At 63.4% G+C, this 15550-nt stretch carries 15 protein-coding genes; 12 read left to right on the top strand and 3 right to left on the bottom strand.

What is annotated here, in order from left to right:
• Window positions 1-17: 17 nt before the first annotated feature.
• The 4 genes from C5L10_RS06085 (at window position 18) to C5L10_RS06070 (ending at window position 3901) form a co-directional block, all read left to right on the top strand.
• Window positions 18-1151 carry an extracellular solute-binding protein gene (locus tag C5L10_RS06085; protein WP_105428901.1) on the top strand — a complete coding sequence of 378 codons (1134 nt, stop codon included), beginning with the start codon at window positions 18-20 and terminating at the stop codon, window positions 1149-1151.
• Window positions 1152-1222: 71 nt separating this feature from the next.
• Window positions 1223-2044: an ABC transporter permease gene (locus tag C5L10_RS06080; RefSeq protein WP_105428900.1), complete on the top strand. Its 822-nt coding sequence runs from the start codon at window positions 1223-1225 to the stop codon at window positions 2042-2044.
• Window positions 2041-2880, top strand: a complete 840-nt coding sequence (locus C5L10_RS06075; RefSeq protein ID WP_080951288.1) for an ABC transporter permease — start codon at window positions 2041-2043, stop codon at window positions 2878-2880. Before C5L10_RS06080 ends, C5L10_RS06075 begins: the two co-directional genes overlap by 4 nt.
• 7 nt (window positions 2881-2887) lie before the next feature.
• Complete coding sequence (locus C5L10_RS06070) at window positions 2888-3901, top strand: LacI family DNA-binding transcriptional regulator (RefSeq protein WP_105428899.1); 1014 nt, start codon at window positions 2888-2890, stop codon at window positions 3899-3901.
• On the opposite strand, the gene C5L10_RS06065 is transcribed toward C5L10_RS06070, so the two are convergent.
• Genes C5L10_RS06065 through C5L10_RS06055 form a run of 3 tightly spaced genes read right to left on the bottom strand, consistent with a single transcriptional unit; the run spans window position 3898 to window position 6061 of the window.
• Window positions 3898-4773: an amidohydrolase family protein gene (locus tag C5L10_RS06065; RefSeq protein WP_038547636.1), complete on the bottom strand. Its 876-nt coding sequence runs from the start codon at window positions 4771-4773 to the stop codon at window positions 3898-3900. The two genes, C5L10_RS06070 and C5L10_RS06065, sit on opposite strands and share 4 nt — an antisense overlap.
• A gap of 25 nt (window positions 4774-4798) precedes the next feature.
• Window positions 4799-5254, bottom strand: coding sequence for a MarR family winged helix-turn-helix transcriptional regulator (locus C5L10_RS06060; RefSeq protein ID WP_046668994.1), 456 nt, complete (start codon window positions 5252-5254; stop codon window positions 4799-4801).
• 12 nt (window positions 5255-5266) lie between these two features.
• Window positions 5267-6061, bottom strand: a complete 795-nt coding sequence (locus C5L10_RS06055; RefSeq protein WP_046600458.1) for a crotonase/enoyl-CoA hydratase family protein — start codon at window positions 6059-6061, stop codon at window positions 5267-5269.
• A gap of 133 nt (window positions 6062-6194) precedes the next feature.
• On the opposite strand from C5L10_RS06055, the gene C5L10_RS06050 reads away from it, so the two are divergent.
• The 8 genes from C5L10_RS06050 to C5L10_RS06015 all read left to right on the top strand — a co-directional run bounded on the left by C5L10_RS06050 (window position 6195) and on the right by C5L10_RS06015 (window position 15522).
• Window positions 6195-8051 carry a feruloyl-CoA synthase gene (locus tag C5L10_RS06050; RefSeq protein ID WP_105428898.1) on the top strand — a complete coding sequence of 619 codons (1857 nt, stop codon included), beginning with the start codon at window positions 6195-6197 and terminating at the stop codon, window positions 8049-8051.
• Window positions 8048-8809, top strand: a complete 762-nt coding sequence (locus C5L10_RS06045) for an SDR family NAD(P)-dependent oxidoreductase (protein ID WP_105428897.1) — start codon at window positions 8048-8050, stop codon at window positions 8807-8809. Before C5L10_RS06050 ends, C5L10_RS06045 begins: the two co-directional genes overlap by 4 nt.
• Window positions 8810-8815: 6 nt before the next feature.
• On the top strand, window positions 8816-10423 hold the full coding sequence (locus C5L10_RS06040) for an acyl-CoA dehydrogenase family protein (protein ID WP_172716922.1): 1608 nt from the start codon (window positions 8816-8818) through the stop codon (window positions 10421-10423).
• Window positions 10424-10541: 118 nt separating this feature from the next.
• The gene (locus tag C5L10_RS06035; protein WP_105428896.1) at window positions 10542-11450 is read left to right on the top strand and encodes a LysR family transcriptional regulator; all 909 of its coding nucleotides are present in this window, start codon (window positions 10542-10544) and stop codon (window positions 11448-11450) included.
• A gap of 180 nt (window positions 11451-11630) precedes the next feature.
• Entirely contained in the window at window positions 11631-12968 is a 1338-nt protein-coding gene (locus C5L10_RS06030) for an FAD-dependent oxidoreductase (protein ID WP_105428895.1), read from the top strand.
• A gap of 10 nt (window positions 12969-12978) precedes the next feature.
• Window positions 12979-14250, top strand: a complete 1272-nt coding sequence (locus tag C5L10_RS06025; protein ID WP_105428894.1) for an aconitase X catalytic domain-containing protein — start codon at window positions 12979-12981, stop codon at window positions 14248-14250.
• Window positions 14250-14690, top strand: coding sequence for an aconitase X swivel domain-containing protein (locus tag C5L10_RS06020; RefSeq protein WP_105428893.1), 441 nt, complete (start codon window positions 14250-14252; stop codon window positions 14688-14690). The genes C5L10_RS06025 and C5L10_RS06020 overlap by 1 nt, the downstream gene beginning before the upstream one ends.
• A gap of 91 nt (window positions 14691-14781) precedes the next feature.
• Window positions 14782-15522 carry an SDR family oxidoreductase gene (locus tag C5L10_RS06015; protein WP_105428892.1) on the top strand — a complete coding sequence of 247 codons (741 nt, stop codon included), beginning with the start codon at window positions 14782-14784 and terminating at the stop codon, window positions 15520-15522.
• Window positions 15523-15550: the final 28 nt, after the last annotated feature.

Raw genomic sequence — 15550 nt, 5'->3', positions numbered from 1 at the left:
CTCACGGAGAAGCACTCATGAACAAGATGTCCTACGCAGCCTTCGCCGTCGTTTTCGCAGCCCTTCCGGTTCATGCCGAAGAGCTGACGGTTGCGACCGCCGGAGACCAGAACATGGTCGACTACGTCAACCAGTATCTCGGACCGCTGTTCGAAAAGACCTATCCCGGCAATACGGTTCGCGCCGTGGGCACCGGTCCCGGCGATGCCGGTTCGCAGAAGATCCTCGAGCGCTTCGACGCCCAGGCCGCGGCGAAGTCCGACAAGTGGGACGTCGACGTCGCGGTCGTCCATGAAAAATTCGTCGGCCCGATGGTGACCAAGAACTATCTCGACAAGTACCGCAGCGACATCGAAACCGGCAAGCTCGTCACCCGTGCCAACGCCAAGATGGCGCTCGGCACCAATGTGGACGGCTATGTCATGCCGATGTTCAACAGCCAGACCGCGATCGCCTACAACCCTGCGCTCGTTCCGAACCCGCCGAAGTCCTATGCGGAACTCGCAGACTGGGCCAAGGCCCATCCGAAGCAGTTCGGCTATAACGGCATCAAGGGCGGCGCTTCGGGCGTTTCGTTCGTCATGGGCTGGATCTACGCCTTCGGCGGCGGCGATGCCAACACCCTGATGAACGGTCCGTTCAAGGACGACGAAACCAGGAAGTGGGATGCAGCCTTCAAGAGCCTCGCCGACTTCACCACTAACGCCACGCTGACGCCCGGCAATGCCGGCACGCTCGACCTCCTGTCGCGCGGCGAGATCGCCATGGGCCCGGTCTGGGTCGACATGTTCTACTCCTGGCAGGCCAACGGCCAGCTGCCGCCGACCATGAAACTCGTCCTGCCGGCTCCGGGCATGCCGGGCCAGCCGATGCATTACGTCATGCCGGAAAAGGCTGCCCACAAGGCGTTGGCCGAGAAGTTCATCGCTCTCGCCACCAGCCCGAAAGTCCAGGCCGAAGGCATCGTCAAGCGCTTCAACTGGTATCCGGGCATCGACGCCGAAAACGTCAAGAAGGAACTGGACGACGCCACCTGGAACAAGCTGTTCGTCGACATCTCGCCGGCCGACCTTGCCGCCAAGGGCAAGCCCTTCCCGATCGCGCCCTACAATACCGCGATCCTCGAAGCTTATGAGAAGTCCGTGAAGTAATCGCACTCGACGAACCTTGCTCCCCGCAGTTCAGCGCGGGGAGTATTTTTTCCTTCTAGAGCGGTCGAACCATGCCAAAACGCCTTCTCGGTCTCCTCCTTGTGCTGCCGGCACTCGCGGTGATCGCCTTCCTCTTCATCCTGCCGCTGATCATGTCGGCGGTCGGTGCCTTCCAGGTGGAGGGGGCGTTCGGCTGGGGCAATTTCACCAAGACTTTCGACCTCTACACCAAGGACATCATCTTCACCGTCGTGATCGTCAGCCTGTCGACGGTGCTGATCGGCATCGCCTCGATCGCGATCGGCGGTTATCTGACACTCGGCGAACATCCGGTCGCGGTAGCGATCCTGCGCTGGCTGTATCGTTGGCCGATGTTCATTCCCTTCATCGTTGTCGGCCAGATTCTCCGCACGTTCCTGTCCAAGAACGGCATGATGAACAATACTTTCATCAACCTTGGACTCCTGACGCCGCTCGATGCGGTGAGTTTCCTCGATTGGCGCGGCATCGTCATCGCCTTCGTCTGGAAGCAGACGCCGTTCGTGGCGCTGCTCGTCGCCGGCGCCATGGCCTCCATCAACCGCGACACCATCGAGGCGGCCCGCAATCTCGGCGCATCGCGGCTGCGGCTGCTCTTGGAAATCGTCGTGCCGCAGGTGGCGATGACGCTGACGGTCGGCCTCATCCTCTCCTTCGTCACCATGATGTCTGTTCTGTCGGTGCCGCTGATGATCAACGCCCAGTCACCGACCATGCTGACCGCCGATATCGCCTTCCGGGTCAATTCCTACGGGGATTACGGCGTCGCCAATGCGCTCGGCCTGATCTCGCTTGCGCTCGCCGCGTCCGTCGCGTGGATCTACCTGCGCGCCAGCCTCAAGGAGCGCGCATGACAGCCGCCCATAATCCCGCTGCCCGCAATCCTCTCGCGGCCCTCTGGTGGGTGCCGCGCGGCATCATCTTCGGGTTGATGGCCTTCTTCATCTTCGGGCCGCTCTTCAACCTGCTGCTCTGGACGGTGGCTGAGAAGTGGTATTTCCCCCACAGCCTGCCGCTGGAATATGGCTTCAGCTCTTGGGCGCGGGTGTTTGCACCGCGCGGCGGGGCTATGGAATCGCTGACCAACTCGCTGATCGTGGCGCTGCTGACCGTTGTCGTCTCGCTCTTGCTAGCGATTCCGGCCGGTTATGCGCTGGCCCGGCTGAAACTGCCGTTTCGCGGCCTCATCCTGCTCGCCTTCCTCATTCCGCAGGCCTTTCCGAACCTGACGGTCTACGTCAACGTGGCCCGGATATTCTACGAGATCAGGCTCAACGGCACGATTCCCGGCGTCGTGCTGGTGCATGTCTCGCATGGCCTCGTCTACGCGGTCTGGATCGCGACGGCCGCCTTTTCGGCGATCGACGCGGAACTCGAGCAGGCGGCGCGCAATATCGGCGCCGGCGCCTTCCGGGCCTTCTTCGACGTGACGCTGCCGTTGGCGGCACCGGGTCTGATGGCAAGCGCCATCTTCGTTTTCCTGGAGTCGCTCGACGAATTCACGGGCAGCTATTTCGTCGGCGCGCCCGATGTGAACATGCTGCCGCTGCTGCTCTATACGACCGCTGCCGGCGGCAATTATCAGATCGCATCGATCACGGCCCTCTTGCTGCTCGTTCCATCTCTGGTGTTCATGTTGATCGTGGAGCGATTCCTGAAGGCGGACGTCCTTTCGCGGGTGGGGCATTGAGGAAAGCATGAAGGACGAAAAACGGATGCGCTTTGTCAGCGCCGAACAGGTCGCCCGCCTTGCCGGCGTCTCCCGCTCGGCCGTTTCCCGCACGTTTACGCCAGGCGCCAGCGTTGCGCCGGCGACGCGCGAAAAGGTGCTGCGGGCGGCGGAAGAGCTCGGCTACCACGTCAACGACCTTGCTCGCGGCGTGCTTGCCAACCAGAGCCGGCTTGTCGGCATCGTCGCGACCAAGCCGGAAGTCGGTTTCCGTGCCCATCTGACCGCGGCACTCGCCAAGGCGCTGATCCAGCGCGGCAGCATCCCGATCCTCATCAATACAGGACAGGCGGAAGAGGAATTGCTGGCGGCCCAGAAAATGCTGATCGGCCACCGTGCCGAGGCGACGATCATCCTTTCCGGATCGCCCCCCGCAAGCTTCTTCGAACTCGCCCAGCGCAACGGCCAGCCGCTGGTGGTGATCGGCCGTTCGGAACCGGATGCCGATCATGTCCGCGCCGGCAATTCCGAAGCCTCGCGCAAGGCCGCCAATGCCTTTTTCGATGCCGGCCGTCGGCGCCTCGCCGTCGTCGGCTCGCAGTCGGAGACGCCGAGCATCGTCGAGCGCGAAAACGCGTTCATGTCGGCAGCGCGAGCGGCCGGCGTCGAGGTTCAGTCCGCCAGGGGGCCGGATTCCGACTACGACAGCGGCATAACAGCCGCCCGCGAACTTTTCGCCGGCGGGGAACACCCGGACGCCGTGTTCTGCGCCAACGACCAGATCGCTTTCGGGTTGATGGATTTCATCCGCATCGAGGCGAAGCTGCGCATCCCGGAGGATGTGGCGGTGATCGGCTTCGACGACGTGCCGGAAGCGGCATGGCTAAGCTATGGCCTCACCACCTTCCGCCAGGACCCGATCACCATGGCGCTTCGCGCCGTCGAGCTTCTGGAACGGCGCCTCGAAAACCCGGACGCTTCGCCGGGTTACGAGCGGGTCATCCCCGAACTGGTGGTGCGAAAGAGCTTCGTTCCCGCCTAAAGCTTCAGCAGCTTGCGGGCGTTTTCCTTGAGGATCAGCGGCCGCACTTCGTCCTTGATCGAGATCGCGGCAAAATCCGCCATCCAGCGGTCCGGTGTGATCGCCGGCCAGTCCGAGCCGAACAGCATTTTGTGCTTCAGGATCGAGTTGGCGTACTGCACCAGGATCGCCGGAAAATATTTCGGCGACCAGCCGGACATGTCGATATAGACGTTCGGCTTGTGGGTCGCGACGGATAGCGCCTCTTCCTGCCAGGGAAAGGAGGGGTGCGCGAGGATGATCGGCATGTCGGGAAAGTCCGCCGCCACGTCGTCCAGATAGATCGGGTTGGAATATTTGAGCCGCATGTTCATGCCGCCGCGCATCCCGGCCCCGACGCCGGTCTGGCCCGTATGGAACAGCGTGATCGCACCCTCTTCGGCAATCGCCTCGTAGAGCGGATAGGCCATCCGGTCGTTCGGATAGAAGGCCTGCATGGTCGGGTGGAACTTGAAACCCTTGACGCCGAATTCCCGCACCAGCCGGCGCGCCTCGCGGGCGCCCATCTTGCCCTTGGCGGGGTCGATCGACGCGAACGGGATCATGATGTCGCTGTTTTCGGCAGCGATCATCGCCACTTCTTCGTTGTTGTAGCGCCGGAAGCCGGTCTCGCGCTCTGCATCGACCGGAAAGATCACGCAGCCGATCTTGCGCTCGCGGTAATAGACGGCGGTTTCGTTCACCGTCGGCAGCATGCCCTTGTGGCCGGCCGGGTTCTTGAAATATTTGGCCATGCCGGCCTGGAATTGGTCATAGCCGTCGTCGCGCGGGCCGCAGCAGGGTTCTTCCGCATGGGTGTGGACGTCGATGGCGATCAGCTCGTCGATGTTCAAGGTTCGCTCCTCCCGATCCTTAAATTCAGCCCAGGCCTACGAATTTCCGCAGCAGGGCTGTCAGTTGTTGGCGCTCGTCACCGGTAAGGTTGGCGCCGACCGACTCTTCGTAGGTGAAGAACCATTGGCTCGCCTGCTTCACCCTTGTCACCGCTTCCGGCGTCAGCGTGATCTCCACGGCGCGGCGATCTCCATCCGGCACCTTCCGCGAAACGAGGTTCTGGTCCTCCAGCGCCCGGATCAGCTTGGTCATATGAGCCCGCTTGATCATCAGCCGTTGGCCGAGCACGCTCTGGCGGATACCGGGATTGTGGAGAATGACCCAAAGCACGGAGAATTCCCCGGGCTTCAGATTGTGCTCCCCGACCTCTTCGAAAAACCGCTCGTAGATCTTGAGCTGCGCCAGCCGCATCAGGAAGCCGAGCGCCGAATTGAGCCGGTCGAGATCGACCTGGTCCGCCGTGCGGATCGGCATATCCATAGGCGTTTCCCCTTATGCCGAACCCGGCGCCTTCAGCCGTGCGGCGCGTTTTTCCAGGAAGGCGCGCAGACGCTCTTCGGCCTCCGGACTGGTGGCGGTGAAGGAGGCGATGAAGGATTCGACGAAAAGCCCGTCCTCCTTCGCCATGTCCTGGATCCGCGGCAATGCGTTGAGCACCGCGTAGTTGGAGATTTCGGCGTTGCTGGCGGCGGCTTCCGCAAGCTCATGCGCCTTCTGCCGGGCCATGCCCTTTTCGACGACGTATTGCGCCAGGTTCCAGCGCTCGGCCTCTTCCGCAGAAGCGACGCGGCCGGTCAGCATCATGTCGGTCATGCGGGCGACGCCCATCAGCCGTGCGGCCCGCACCGAGCCGCCGCCGCCGACGAAGATGCCGCGCTGGCCTTCCGGCAGCGCGAAAAAGGCGGACTTGTCGGCAACGCGGATATGGGTGGAGGAAGCCAGTTCGAGGCCACCGCCGACCACCGCGCCATGCAGGGCGGAGATCCACGGGATCGTCCCATGTTCGATGCCGGCAAACACCGCATGCCAGCGGCGCGAACCGCGCACGCCTTCGATCGGCGTCTTCTTCACATGTTCGGCAAGGTCAAGCCCGGCGCAGAAGTGATCGCCATGGCCGAACAGCACGACGGCTTTCGCCTCGCTTTCGGCACGCGCCACGGTCTCGGCGATCGTTTCGACGAAACGGTCGCTGATCGCATTGCGCTTTTCCGGACGATTGAGACCTATATGGGCAACATTGCCCTTGAGCTCATAGGTCACGAAGCTGGTTGCCGTCTGATCGGCCATTTTATGCATTCTCCTCCAGCAACGGACGCTCCCCAGCCCGTCATCAGTTTTTGATCGTTTACAGGGAGATTGTTTCTTTGTAAACAAATTTTGGGAGCCCGATAGGGAGCATTGACGTCTGGGAGGAGAAGTCATGAGCGGAAAACCTGTGCGTGACGTGAAGCTGTGGTCGCCTGTGGTCGGCTGGGAAGAACGGCCGAACGGCGAGTTCGTGGTCTGGCGTGAGGATCCGCTCGGACCGTATCCCGACAAGCTCAACGAGCGGCTGGTCCATTGGGCAAAAACCGCACCCGACCGCACCTGGATGGCGGATCGCGAAGGGACGGCCGAGTGGCGCAGGGTGAGTTTTGCCGAGGCGCTGGATCAGGTGCGCCGCATCGGCCAGTTCCTGCTGGACATGAAGCTCTCGGCCGAAAATCCGCTCGTCATCGTTTCGGAAAACTCGATCGAACATGCGCTGATGGCGCTTGGCGCCCAGCATGTCGGCATCCCGTCGGCGGCGATTGCGCCGGCCTATGCGACCATCTCCTCCGACTTTTCCAAGCTGCATGACATCGCCAAACAGATCACCCCCGGCCTGATCTTCGCCGACGACGCGGCTGCTTTCCGCAACGCCGTCGATACGGCTTTCGGGGCAAACATACCCTTTGCCGGGATGCGCAACCTGCCCGAGGACCGATCCGGCACCTATCTTCTCGACGACATTCTCAAGACCGAGCCGACCGAGGCCGTGGACAAGGCTTTTGACGCGGTCGGGCCAGATACGGTCGCGAAATTCCTGTTCACCTCGGGCACCACCGGTTCGCCCAAGGCGGTCATCCAGACGCAGCGCATGCTCTGCTCCAACCAGGAGATGGTGACCGACTGCTATTCCTATTTCCGCGACGAACCGCCGGTTCTGGTCGACTGGGCGCCCTGGAACCACACCGCCAGCGGCAACAAGGTGTTCAACATCGCCATCTATAACGGCGGCACCTATTACATCGACCGCGGCAAGCCGAGCCCGGCACTGATGGCCCAGACGATCGCCAACCTGAAGGAAATCTCGCCGACCTGGTATTTCAACGTGCCTGCCGGCTATGAAATGCTGATCCAGGCGATGCGCGAGGACGAGGGGCTTCGCAAGACCTTCTTCAAGGACCTGAAGCTCCTGATGTATGCCGGCGCAGGCATGGCGCAGCACACCTGGGACGCGCTGATCGAGCTTTCGGAGATGACGATCGGCGAACAGGTGCCGCTCGGCACCGGCATAGGCTCGACGGAGACTGCGCCATTCGCGATCTTCTGCACCGACCCGCAGGAAAAGCCCGGCAATATCGGCGTGCCCGGCCAGGGTGTCACCATGAAGCTGGTGCCGATCGACGACAAATACGAGCTTCGCCTCAAGGGCCCGAACGTCACCCCCGGTTACTGGCGCAACGAGAAGCTGACCAGGGAAGCCTTCGACGAGGAAGGTTTCTACCGGATCGGCGACGCGGTGAAATTTGCCGTGCCGGGCGATCCGCGCCAGGGGTTCTATTTCGACGGCCGCACGGCCGAAAACTTCAAGCTGCAGACCGGCACCTGGGTGGCGGTCGGCGTGCTGCGGGCACAGCTTGTCAATCAGTTCGGCGGGTTGATCCGCGATGCCGTCATCACTGGCGAGAACCGGGCCGAGCTCGGGGCGCTGGCGGTGCCCTTCATGCCGGCACTGCGCGAACTGATCGGCGGCGACACTGCCCTTTCCGACGAGGCGGTGGTTGCCCATCCGAAGGTGAGGGCGGCGATCATCGAGCGGCTGAAGGAACATCAGCGCCAGTCGAGCGGTTCGGCGACGCGCGTCATGCGCATGATGCTGATGACCCAGCCGTTGCGTTTCGAGAAGGGCGAGGTGACCGACAAGGGCTCGATCAATCAGCGCGCCGTGCTCGCCCATCGCGGCGATCTCGTCGAGGACCTGTATGCGGATGCGCCGGGCGTCATCCGGGTCGGCAAGGAGCTGGCGGCATGAGGATCGAAGGAACAAGCGCTGTCGTCACCGGCGGCGGATCCGGGCTCGGCGAGGCGACGGCACGGCTGCTCGCGAAACTCGGGGCCGTGGTGCATGTCTTCGACCGCAACCAGGCCGCAGCCGAAAAGGTCGCGACCGAGATCGGCGGCGTGGCGCTCTCGGGCGACGTGACCAGCGAGGACGATGCATCCAAGGCGCTCGACGTTGCGGCGAAGGCCGGTGACGGCTTGCGTATCCTCGTCAACTGCGCCGGTATCGGCACGGCGGGGCGCATCGTCGGCAAAAATGGCCCGATGCCGCTTGCCGATTTCGAGCGGGTCATCCGCGTCAACCTGATCGGCACGTTCAACATGATGCGGCTTGCGGCCGATCGCATGTCTGGCCTGCCCGAGCGCGACGACAAGGCGCGCGGCGTGATCGTCAACACGGCGTCGGTCGCCGCTTTCGAGGGACAGATCGGTCAGGCGGCCTATGCGGCCTCCAAGGGCGGCATCGTTTCCCTGGCTTTGCCGGCGGCGCGCGAATTCTCCCGCTTCGGCATTCGCGTCAACACGGTTGCTCCCGGCATCTTCCTGACGCCGCTGCTTCATGAACTGCCGCAGGAGGCGCAGGACAGCCTTGCCAGTGCGATCCCCTATCCGTCCCGGCTCGGCGATCCCGGCGAGTTTGCCGATGCGGTGCGGTTCGTGATCGAGAACCAGTATGTCAACGGTGAAGTGATCCGGCTCGACGGCGCACTGCGCATGCAGCCGCGGTAACCGCCGATGTCGTTTGCGGATCAGGCCGACCGAACGCTGGACATCCTGGCTCTGACGCCGGGCTGGCACCGGCTCAAGGAGCTCCGTGAAGATTGCGACGACGAGACGGTTGCCGCGATTATCGGGGAGGCGGCGAGTTTTGCCGAGGGCGTGCTGGCGCCGCTGAATGCGGTCGGCGACCGGATCGGCGCGAAGGTGATCGACGGCCGGGTGAAGACACCAGACGGTTTTGCCGGCGCGTTCCGGCAATATGCCGAGGCCGGCTGGCTCGGCATGGACGTTGCCGAGAAATTCGGCGGCCAGGCCGTTCCGCTGACCTTGCATGCGGCCTGCGCGCCGCTGTTCGAGCGCGGCTGCATAGCGCTGATGATGGCGGCCGGCTCGACCCGTGCGGCGGCCCATCTTCTGGCGGAAGCCGCCGACGAGGCGACCGCAGACGAATGGGTGCCAAAACTTAGCACCGGTGAATGGGCGGCGACGATCTGCATTTCCGAACCTGAAGCGGGTTCCGACGTCGGCCGGCTGCGCACGAAGGCCGAACTCAGTGATGGCGAATGGCTGATCACCGGCCAGAAGATCTGGATCTCCTTCGGCGACCACGACATGGCGGACCGCATCGGCCACTGCCTGCTCGCCCGTACCAACGACCAGCCCGGCACGCGCGGCATCAGCCTCTTTCTCGTGCCCAACCTCGCCGGTGGCCAGCCGAACGGCGTTTCGGTCGATCGGATCGAGGAGAAGATGGGCCTGCACGGCTCTCCCACCTGCGCCATGCGCTTCGACAACGCCCGGGGCATCATGCTCGGCCGCGAAGGCCGCGGCCTGCCGCAGCTTTTCACCATGATCGAGCTGATGCGGCTGCTCACCGGTTGCCAGGGGCTGGGCATCGCCTCTGCCGCGGCCGATATTGCCGAGGACTATGCCAGGGAGCGCCGCCAGGGCGGACGGCCGGACCAGCCGCCGGTGCCGATATCGAGCCATCCCGATGTGCAGCGCCAGCTGCATGAGATCCGCAGCTCCACGGAAATCCTGCGCGCCGCCATTCTGGAACTCGCGACGACGATGGATATCGCTCGGCTGGAGCCAGAGTCCGGGCTCGAGGATTTTACCGGCTGGATGCTGCCGCTGATCAAGAATTTTGGCGCGGCGGCCGGATTCGAGGTGGCGAATGCGGCGATCCAGGTGCTCGGCGGCGTCGGCTATACGCGGGATTGGCCGCTCGAACAATATCTTCGCGATGCCCGCATCATGACCATCTATGAGGGCACGACGGGCATGCAGGCGCTGGATTTCCTGACCCGCCGCCTCTGGCGGGACGAGGGGCGGGGGCTGGCGCTTTTCCTCGAGAAGGCGCGCGACGAGATCGACGCCTACATCGCCGAACACCCGGCGGAATCGGAACGTGCTCTCATGGTCTTGGATGGGTTCGAGCGCTTGAGCGGGCGGATGACGGCGCTTCAGAGCGATCCGGATGCCGCCCTCTACCGCGCCGACAGCTATATGCGGGCCGCCTGGTCGGCGGTGTCCATATGGATGGCATTACGCATCTCGGAAACTGGTGCGGTCGGGAAACTGGCTGCGGAGTTCGATTTTCACTGCGCACGCTGCGGCTGATCCATCGAGGGCGATCAAGCAAATAGGACGCCGGCTATGGAACGCGGCGCGAGTTGCGAAACCCCGGAAAATATGCGCGTGATACCGGCTCGGATTTTTTCTCGAAACGAGAAAGACAGTGAACATACTTCTCGATATCGGTGCGTTCCTGGCGACCGCCCGCGCCGGCAGTTTTTCCGCCGCCGGCCGTGACTTGGGCGTCGCGACCTCGGTCATCACCAAGCGGGTCAAGCGGCTCGAAGAGCACCTCAATACCCAGCTTTTCGTGCGCACCACAAGACGATTGGCCCTGACGCTCGACGGCGAGCGGCTGCGGCCCCGTCTGCAGCTCCTGGTCGGCGAGATCGAGGAGACGCTGGCGACGCCCAACACCCACGAACTGGGCCTGACCGGTTCGCTGCGCATCAAGGCGCCGACGACGCTGACCTCGATGTTCTTCGGAGATATCTGCGCCGCGTTCCAGGCCGCCAATCCGCGGGTGAAGATGGAGATCGTGCTGATCGACCGTTCGGTCAATCCGCTGGAAGAGGGGTTCGATGTGGCCATCGGCGCCCTGCCACAATCCTACGCCTATGTGATCGATCATCCGCTTTGTCCCTATCCGCGGGTGCTGTGCGCATCGCGAGGTTATCTGGCGGGGCGCAAACGGCCGAAGACGCCCACCGAACTCGTCGGCCACGAATGCATCACCTTCCACACGATCGGCACGACCTGGACCTTCCAGATGGAGACGAGCACGCTCAACGTGGAGATCACCTCGAATTTCACGGCCAACGATAGCCGGGTCCTGCTCGCCGCTGCCCGGCAGGGATTGGGACTGGCGATCCTGCCGAGGTTCCTCGCTCGATCGGATGTCGATAGCGGCACGCTCGAAGAGGTGATGCCGGAATTTCCGGTCGAGCCGCTCTGGGTGAAGGCGTCCGTGCCCAGGATCAAGATGAACAAGCTCGTAGTGTCCGAGTTCATATCCTACGTGCAGAAGCGGTTTTCGGAAGGGGTGCCGGATCAGGTCATTCCGATGTTCTGAAAAGAAATCCGGACCTGCCTCAAGCGCGCCGTTCACTGACGCCAAAACCGCTGAAATCCGGCGGGACCTTTCTCGAAACAAGAAAGCTGATCGCATCACTTGCCGGGTTCAAGGCGAGGCGGCTTGAGTTACGATCATAGCCAAAGCGCCGGGAGGGCGCAGGCTGTACGGGAGGGTTCGATGGCGGAGACGCTGAGCAGGGAAACGCGGGTTGTCCGGCGCGAGAAGTCGGCGCCGTTCCGCAGGCTCAAGGCGGATATCTGCGTCGTCGGCGCCGGCATCGCCGGCATTTCCGCCGCCCTCGAAGCCGCGAAGCTCGGTCGCAAGGTGGTGATCGTCGATGGCCAGGCAGCGCTCGGCGGGCAGGCGGTCAACTCGATCATCGCCACGTTCTGCGGCCTGTTTTCGAACGGCACGCACGGCTACCAGTTCACCTATGGCATCGCCGACAGGCTGCTCGCCCATCTCGAAAGCCAGGACCGGTCGATCTATTACCGCCACGGGCCGAACACCACGGTCGTCTATTACGACGAGGTCGTCCTCGGCCGCTGGATGGAACAGAGTATTCTGGACGCCGGCATCGAGGTCGTGCTCGGTGCGCAGATTCTCGACGTGCATGTCGAAGGCCGCCGTGTCGCCCAGACCGATTTCATGACCCGTTACGGCGGCGTGTCGATCGATGCTGCCGGCTGGGTGGAGGCGAGCGGTGATGCGGCGCTCGTCTGGCAGGCCGGTTTCGCCTGCCGCCAGCCGGAAAAGGGCGGCGTCTTCGGCACCCAGATGGTGGTGCTGGAAAACATCGACGAAGCCAAACAGCCGACCCGCTACGAGATCGGCGACCGGATGAAGGAAAAGGCGGCCAGCTACGGCCTGCTGCGCCGGGAAGGCCTCGGCTTCACCATTCCCGGCCGCGGCATCGCCGCCATGAACATGACGCATGTGGAAACCCCGCTTGATCCCGTCGAGGCCTCGAAAAAGGCGCTGGAAGGCAAGGACCAGGCGGCCCGCGCCGTGGAATTCCTGAAAACGGAATTTCCGGAATGCTTCGGCAATGCCCGCATCCGCTCCTTCGGCCTACCGGGCATCCGCCAGACCCGCTGGATCGCCGGCAGCCATCACCTGACGGTCGACGAGATCAAGGCCGGCACCAAATTCGACGACGCGGTTGCCCGCACCGCCTGGCCGATCGAGCTGCATGACCATGGCGACGGCCACCACTGGATCACTTTCGACGAAGAGCACGCCCATTACATCCCGCTCGGCAGCCTGACGCCGGACGAATGCGACAATATCGCCGCCGCCGGTCGCTGCGTCGATGCGGATTCGGCAGCACTTTCGAGCATCCGCGTCATGGGGCCGTGCATCGCCATGGGCATGGCAGCCGCTAACGCGCTCGACCTTGCCGGCACCGGCAGCGTACACCAGATCGATCGCGATGCGCTGCGGGAACGGGTTTCCGACAATGTCGAAAAGAAGCATTATCGGTGGACGGGTGCGGAAACGCGCGCCGCATCGTGAGGAGGATGCGATGAACCTGACGGATCACGAAAAGGCGATGTATGACGGCGAGCACGGCCGCGCCAAGGCGCGCGCCATGGACCTGCTGGTTCGTTACGGCGAGGCGCTCGGCGCCGAGCGGCTGGTCGAAACCAACAACGTCGCCGGCGCCTTCAACGCCTCGACGCCCTCGGTGCAGGCGATTGCCGAAAAGGGCATGGAGCACGTCTATTCCGAGCTCAACCTCGATAGCGACGAGGTCGTCGAGGTGCCGCATATGGTGGCGCATACTTGCCAGCTGATCACCGGCATCGACAACGACAACTGGGAACTGCAGGGCGTGGACAAGGCGCTCGTCGACATGCAGCGCGCCAATGAGAAGTATCTGGGGCGGCGCGGCGTCAACATGTTCGCCACCTGCACGCCCTATCAGGTGGGCAACGTGCCGGTGAAGGGCGAACACTGCGCCTGGATGGAATCATCGGCCGTCATCTACTGCAACTCGGTTCTCGGCGCGCGCACCAATGTCGAGGGCAAGGAAAGTACGGGCGCTGCGGCGCTCACCGGCCGCATTCCCTATTGGGGGTTCCACATCACCGAAAACCGCCGCGGCACCCACCTGGTCGAGCTCGATATCGAGGTCGACGACATGATGGATTGGGGCCTGCTCGGTTATTATATCGGTGAGGTGATAGGTGAGGAGATCCCGGTGCTGAAGGGCACCGGCCGCCAGCCCGATCTCATCAAGCTCAAGCATTTCGGCGCAGCCGCCGCGTCCTCCGGCGGGGTGGAGATGTACCATATCCCCGGCATCACGCCGGAGGCGGATTCGATCGAGGAAGCCTTTGGCGGCCGCCAGGTGAAAGGCACATTCCGCTACGGCGCGAAGGAACGCCGAGAGACCTACGAGAAGCTGCAGAGCTCGACCGAGAAAAAGGTCGATTTCATCATGCTCGGCTGTCCGCACAATTCCATCGACCAGATGGCCCTGATCGCCCACATGCTGGAGAATAAGAAGATCCATTCGGACGTGCAGCTCTGGGTGCACACGCCGCGTGCAATCAAGCAGGTCGCCGAGCGCAACGGCTATATCGACGTCATTCGCGAAGCCGGCGGGGTCGTCATGAGCGACACCTGTCCTGCCATTTCCCGACGGCTGCCGGCGGGGACCAAGGTCATCGCCACGGATTCGGCCAAGCAGGCGCACTACCTGCCGGCGATCACCGGCGTGCAGGGCTGGTTCGGCTCGGTCAGCGATTGCGTCGATGCCGCCTTGACGGGCGAGTGGAACGGGAGAGCCTGATGGATATCGCGACTGAAGCAAAACCCGACACGATCGAGCTCAAGGGCCGCAAGGTGGTTGCCGGCCGTGCCGAGGGCGAGGCGCTTGTCACGACCGAGACAATCTCCGGCTGGGGCGGCATCAACGAGCGCACCGGCACGGTCATCGAGCGCCGGCACGAAATGCGCGGCGTCTCCTTCGCCGGCAAGATTCTCGTTTTCCCCGGCGCGAAAGGCTCGTCCGGCTGGTCGGCCTATTTTCATATGACCCGGCTGAACGGCGTCCAGCCGGCGGCGATGATCTTTACCCGGATGACCACCAAGATCGCGCTCGGAGCCGTCGTCACCCGCGTTCCGGCGATCACCGAGCTGGATCAGGATCCGCTCGATGTGATCGAGACCGGGGATTGGGTCGTGGTCGATGCCGATGCCGGCACGGTGACCGTCACCAAGAAATCCTGAAAGCGATGTTCGCTCTCTCAGGCCTGCCCACTCGACGGCCATGCCGATCGCCGACTATAAGATGCGGCGAAACGGACAAGGAGGAGTGGACATGTCGAAAGTAGCGATCGTAACCGGCGCGGGCTCGGGCGTTGGCAGGGCCGTCGCCATCGGGCTTCTGAACGCAGGTTATCGGACCGTGCTTGCCGGCCGGCGCGAGAGCGAGTTGCGGGGTACGGCGGAACTGGCCGGCGGAGAATCGCTCGTCGTGCCGACGGACGTCACCGATCCGGCAGCCGTCGACGCCTTGTTTGCCGCGACGCAAGAGGCCTATGGCCGCCTTGATCTTCTGTTCAACAACGCCGGACGCGGCACCCCGGCCGTTCCGATCGACGAATTGCCGCTTGAAACCTGGCGGGCTGTCATCGACCTCAACCTCAACGGCGCCTTCTATTGCGCCCGGGCGGCCTTCGGGATGATGCGGCGGCAAAACCCCGGCGGCGGGCGGATCATCAACAACGGTTCGATCTCGGCGCATGTGCCGCGCCCGTACCAGGCTGCCTATACCGCCACCAAACACGCCATTACGGGCCTGACGCGCCAGATCGCGCTCGATGGGCGGCCGCTGAACATCGTCTGCGGCCAGGTGGATATCGGCAATGCCGACACGCCGATGACTGTGCGGATGAAGGAAGGGGCGCTGCAGGCGGACCTTACGACTGCTGTGGAGCCGGTCATGGACACAAAGCACGTGGCTGATGCGGTGCTCTACATGGATGGATTGCCGCTGGAGGCTAATGTCCTGTTCATGACGGTGATGGCAAACGGCATGCCTTATGCCGGCCGTGGCTGAAAGCGGCAGATGGCTGCCTTGATCTCGC

The organism is Neorhizobium sp. T6_25 (assembly GCF_002968555.1).
Classification (GTDB): Bacteria; Pseudomonadota; Alphaproteobacteria; order Rhizobiales; family Rhizobiaceae; genus Neorhizobium.
This window is presented reverse-complemented; position numbering and strand designations above follow the sequence as displayed.

Coding starts and splice junctions, on each gene's coding strand:
- C5L10_RS06085 (WP_105428901.1), top strand. CDS start 18: ATGAACAAGATGTCCTACGCAGCCTTCGCCGTCGTTTTCGCAGCCCTT.
- C5L10_RS06080 (WP_105428900.1), top strand. CDS start 1,223: ATGCCAAAACGCCTTCTCGGTCTCCTCCTTGTGCTGCCGGCACTCGCG.
- C5L10_RS06075 (WP_080951288.1), top strand. CDS start 2,041: ATGACAGCCGCCCATAATCCCGCTGCCCGCAATCCTCTCGCGGCCCTC.
- C5L10_RS06070 (WP_105428899.1), top strand. CDS start 2,888: ATGAAGGACGAAAAACGGATGCGCTTTGTCAGCGCCGAACAGGTCGCC.
- C5L10_RS06060 (WP_046668994.1), bottom strand. CDS start 5,254: ATGGATATGCCGATCCGCACGGCGGACCAGGTCGATCTCGACCGGCTC.
- C5L10_RS06055 (WP_046600458.1), bottom strand. CDS start 6,061: ATGGCCGATCAGACGGCAACCAGCTTCGTGACCTATGAGCTCAAGGGC.
- C5L10_RS06050 (WP_105428898.1), top strand. CDS start 6,195: ATGAGCGGAAAACCTGTGCGTGACGTGAAGCTGTGGTCGCCTGTGGTC.
- C5L10_RS06045 (WP_105428897.1), top strand. CDS start 8,048: ATGAGGATCGAAGGAACAAGCGCTGTCGTCACCGGCGGCGGATCCGGG.
- C5L10_RS06040 (WP_172716922.1), top strand. CDS start 8,816: ATGTCGTTTGCGGATCAGGCCGACCGAACGCTGGACATCCTGGCTCTG.
- C5L10_RS06030 (WP_105428895.1), top strand. CDS start 11,631: ATGGCGGAGACGCTGAGCAGGGAAACGCGGGTTGTCCGGCGCGAGAAG.
- C5L10_RS06025 (WP_105428894.1), top strand. CDS start 12,979: ATGAACCTGACGGATCACGAAAAGGCGATGTATGACGGCGAGCACGGC.
- C5L10_RS06020 (WP_105428893.1), top strand. CDS start 14,250: ATGGATATCGCGACTGAAGCAAAACCCGACACGATCGAGCTCAAGGGC.
- C5L10_RS06015 (WP_105428892.1), top strand. CDS start 14,782: ATGTCGAAAGTAGCGATCGTAACCGGCGCGGGCTCGGGCGTTGGCAGG.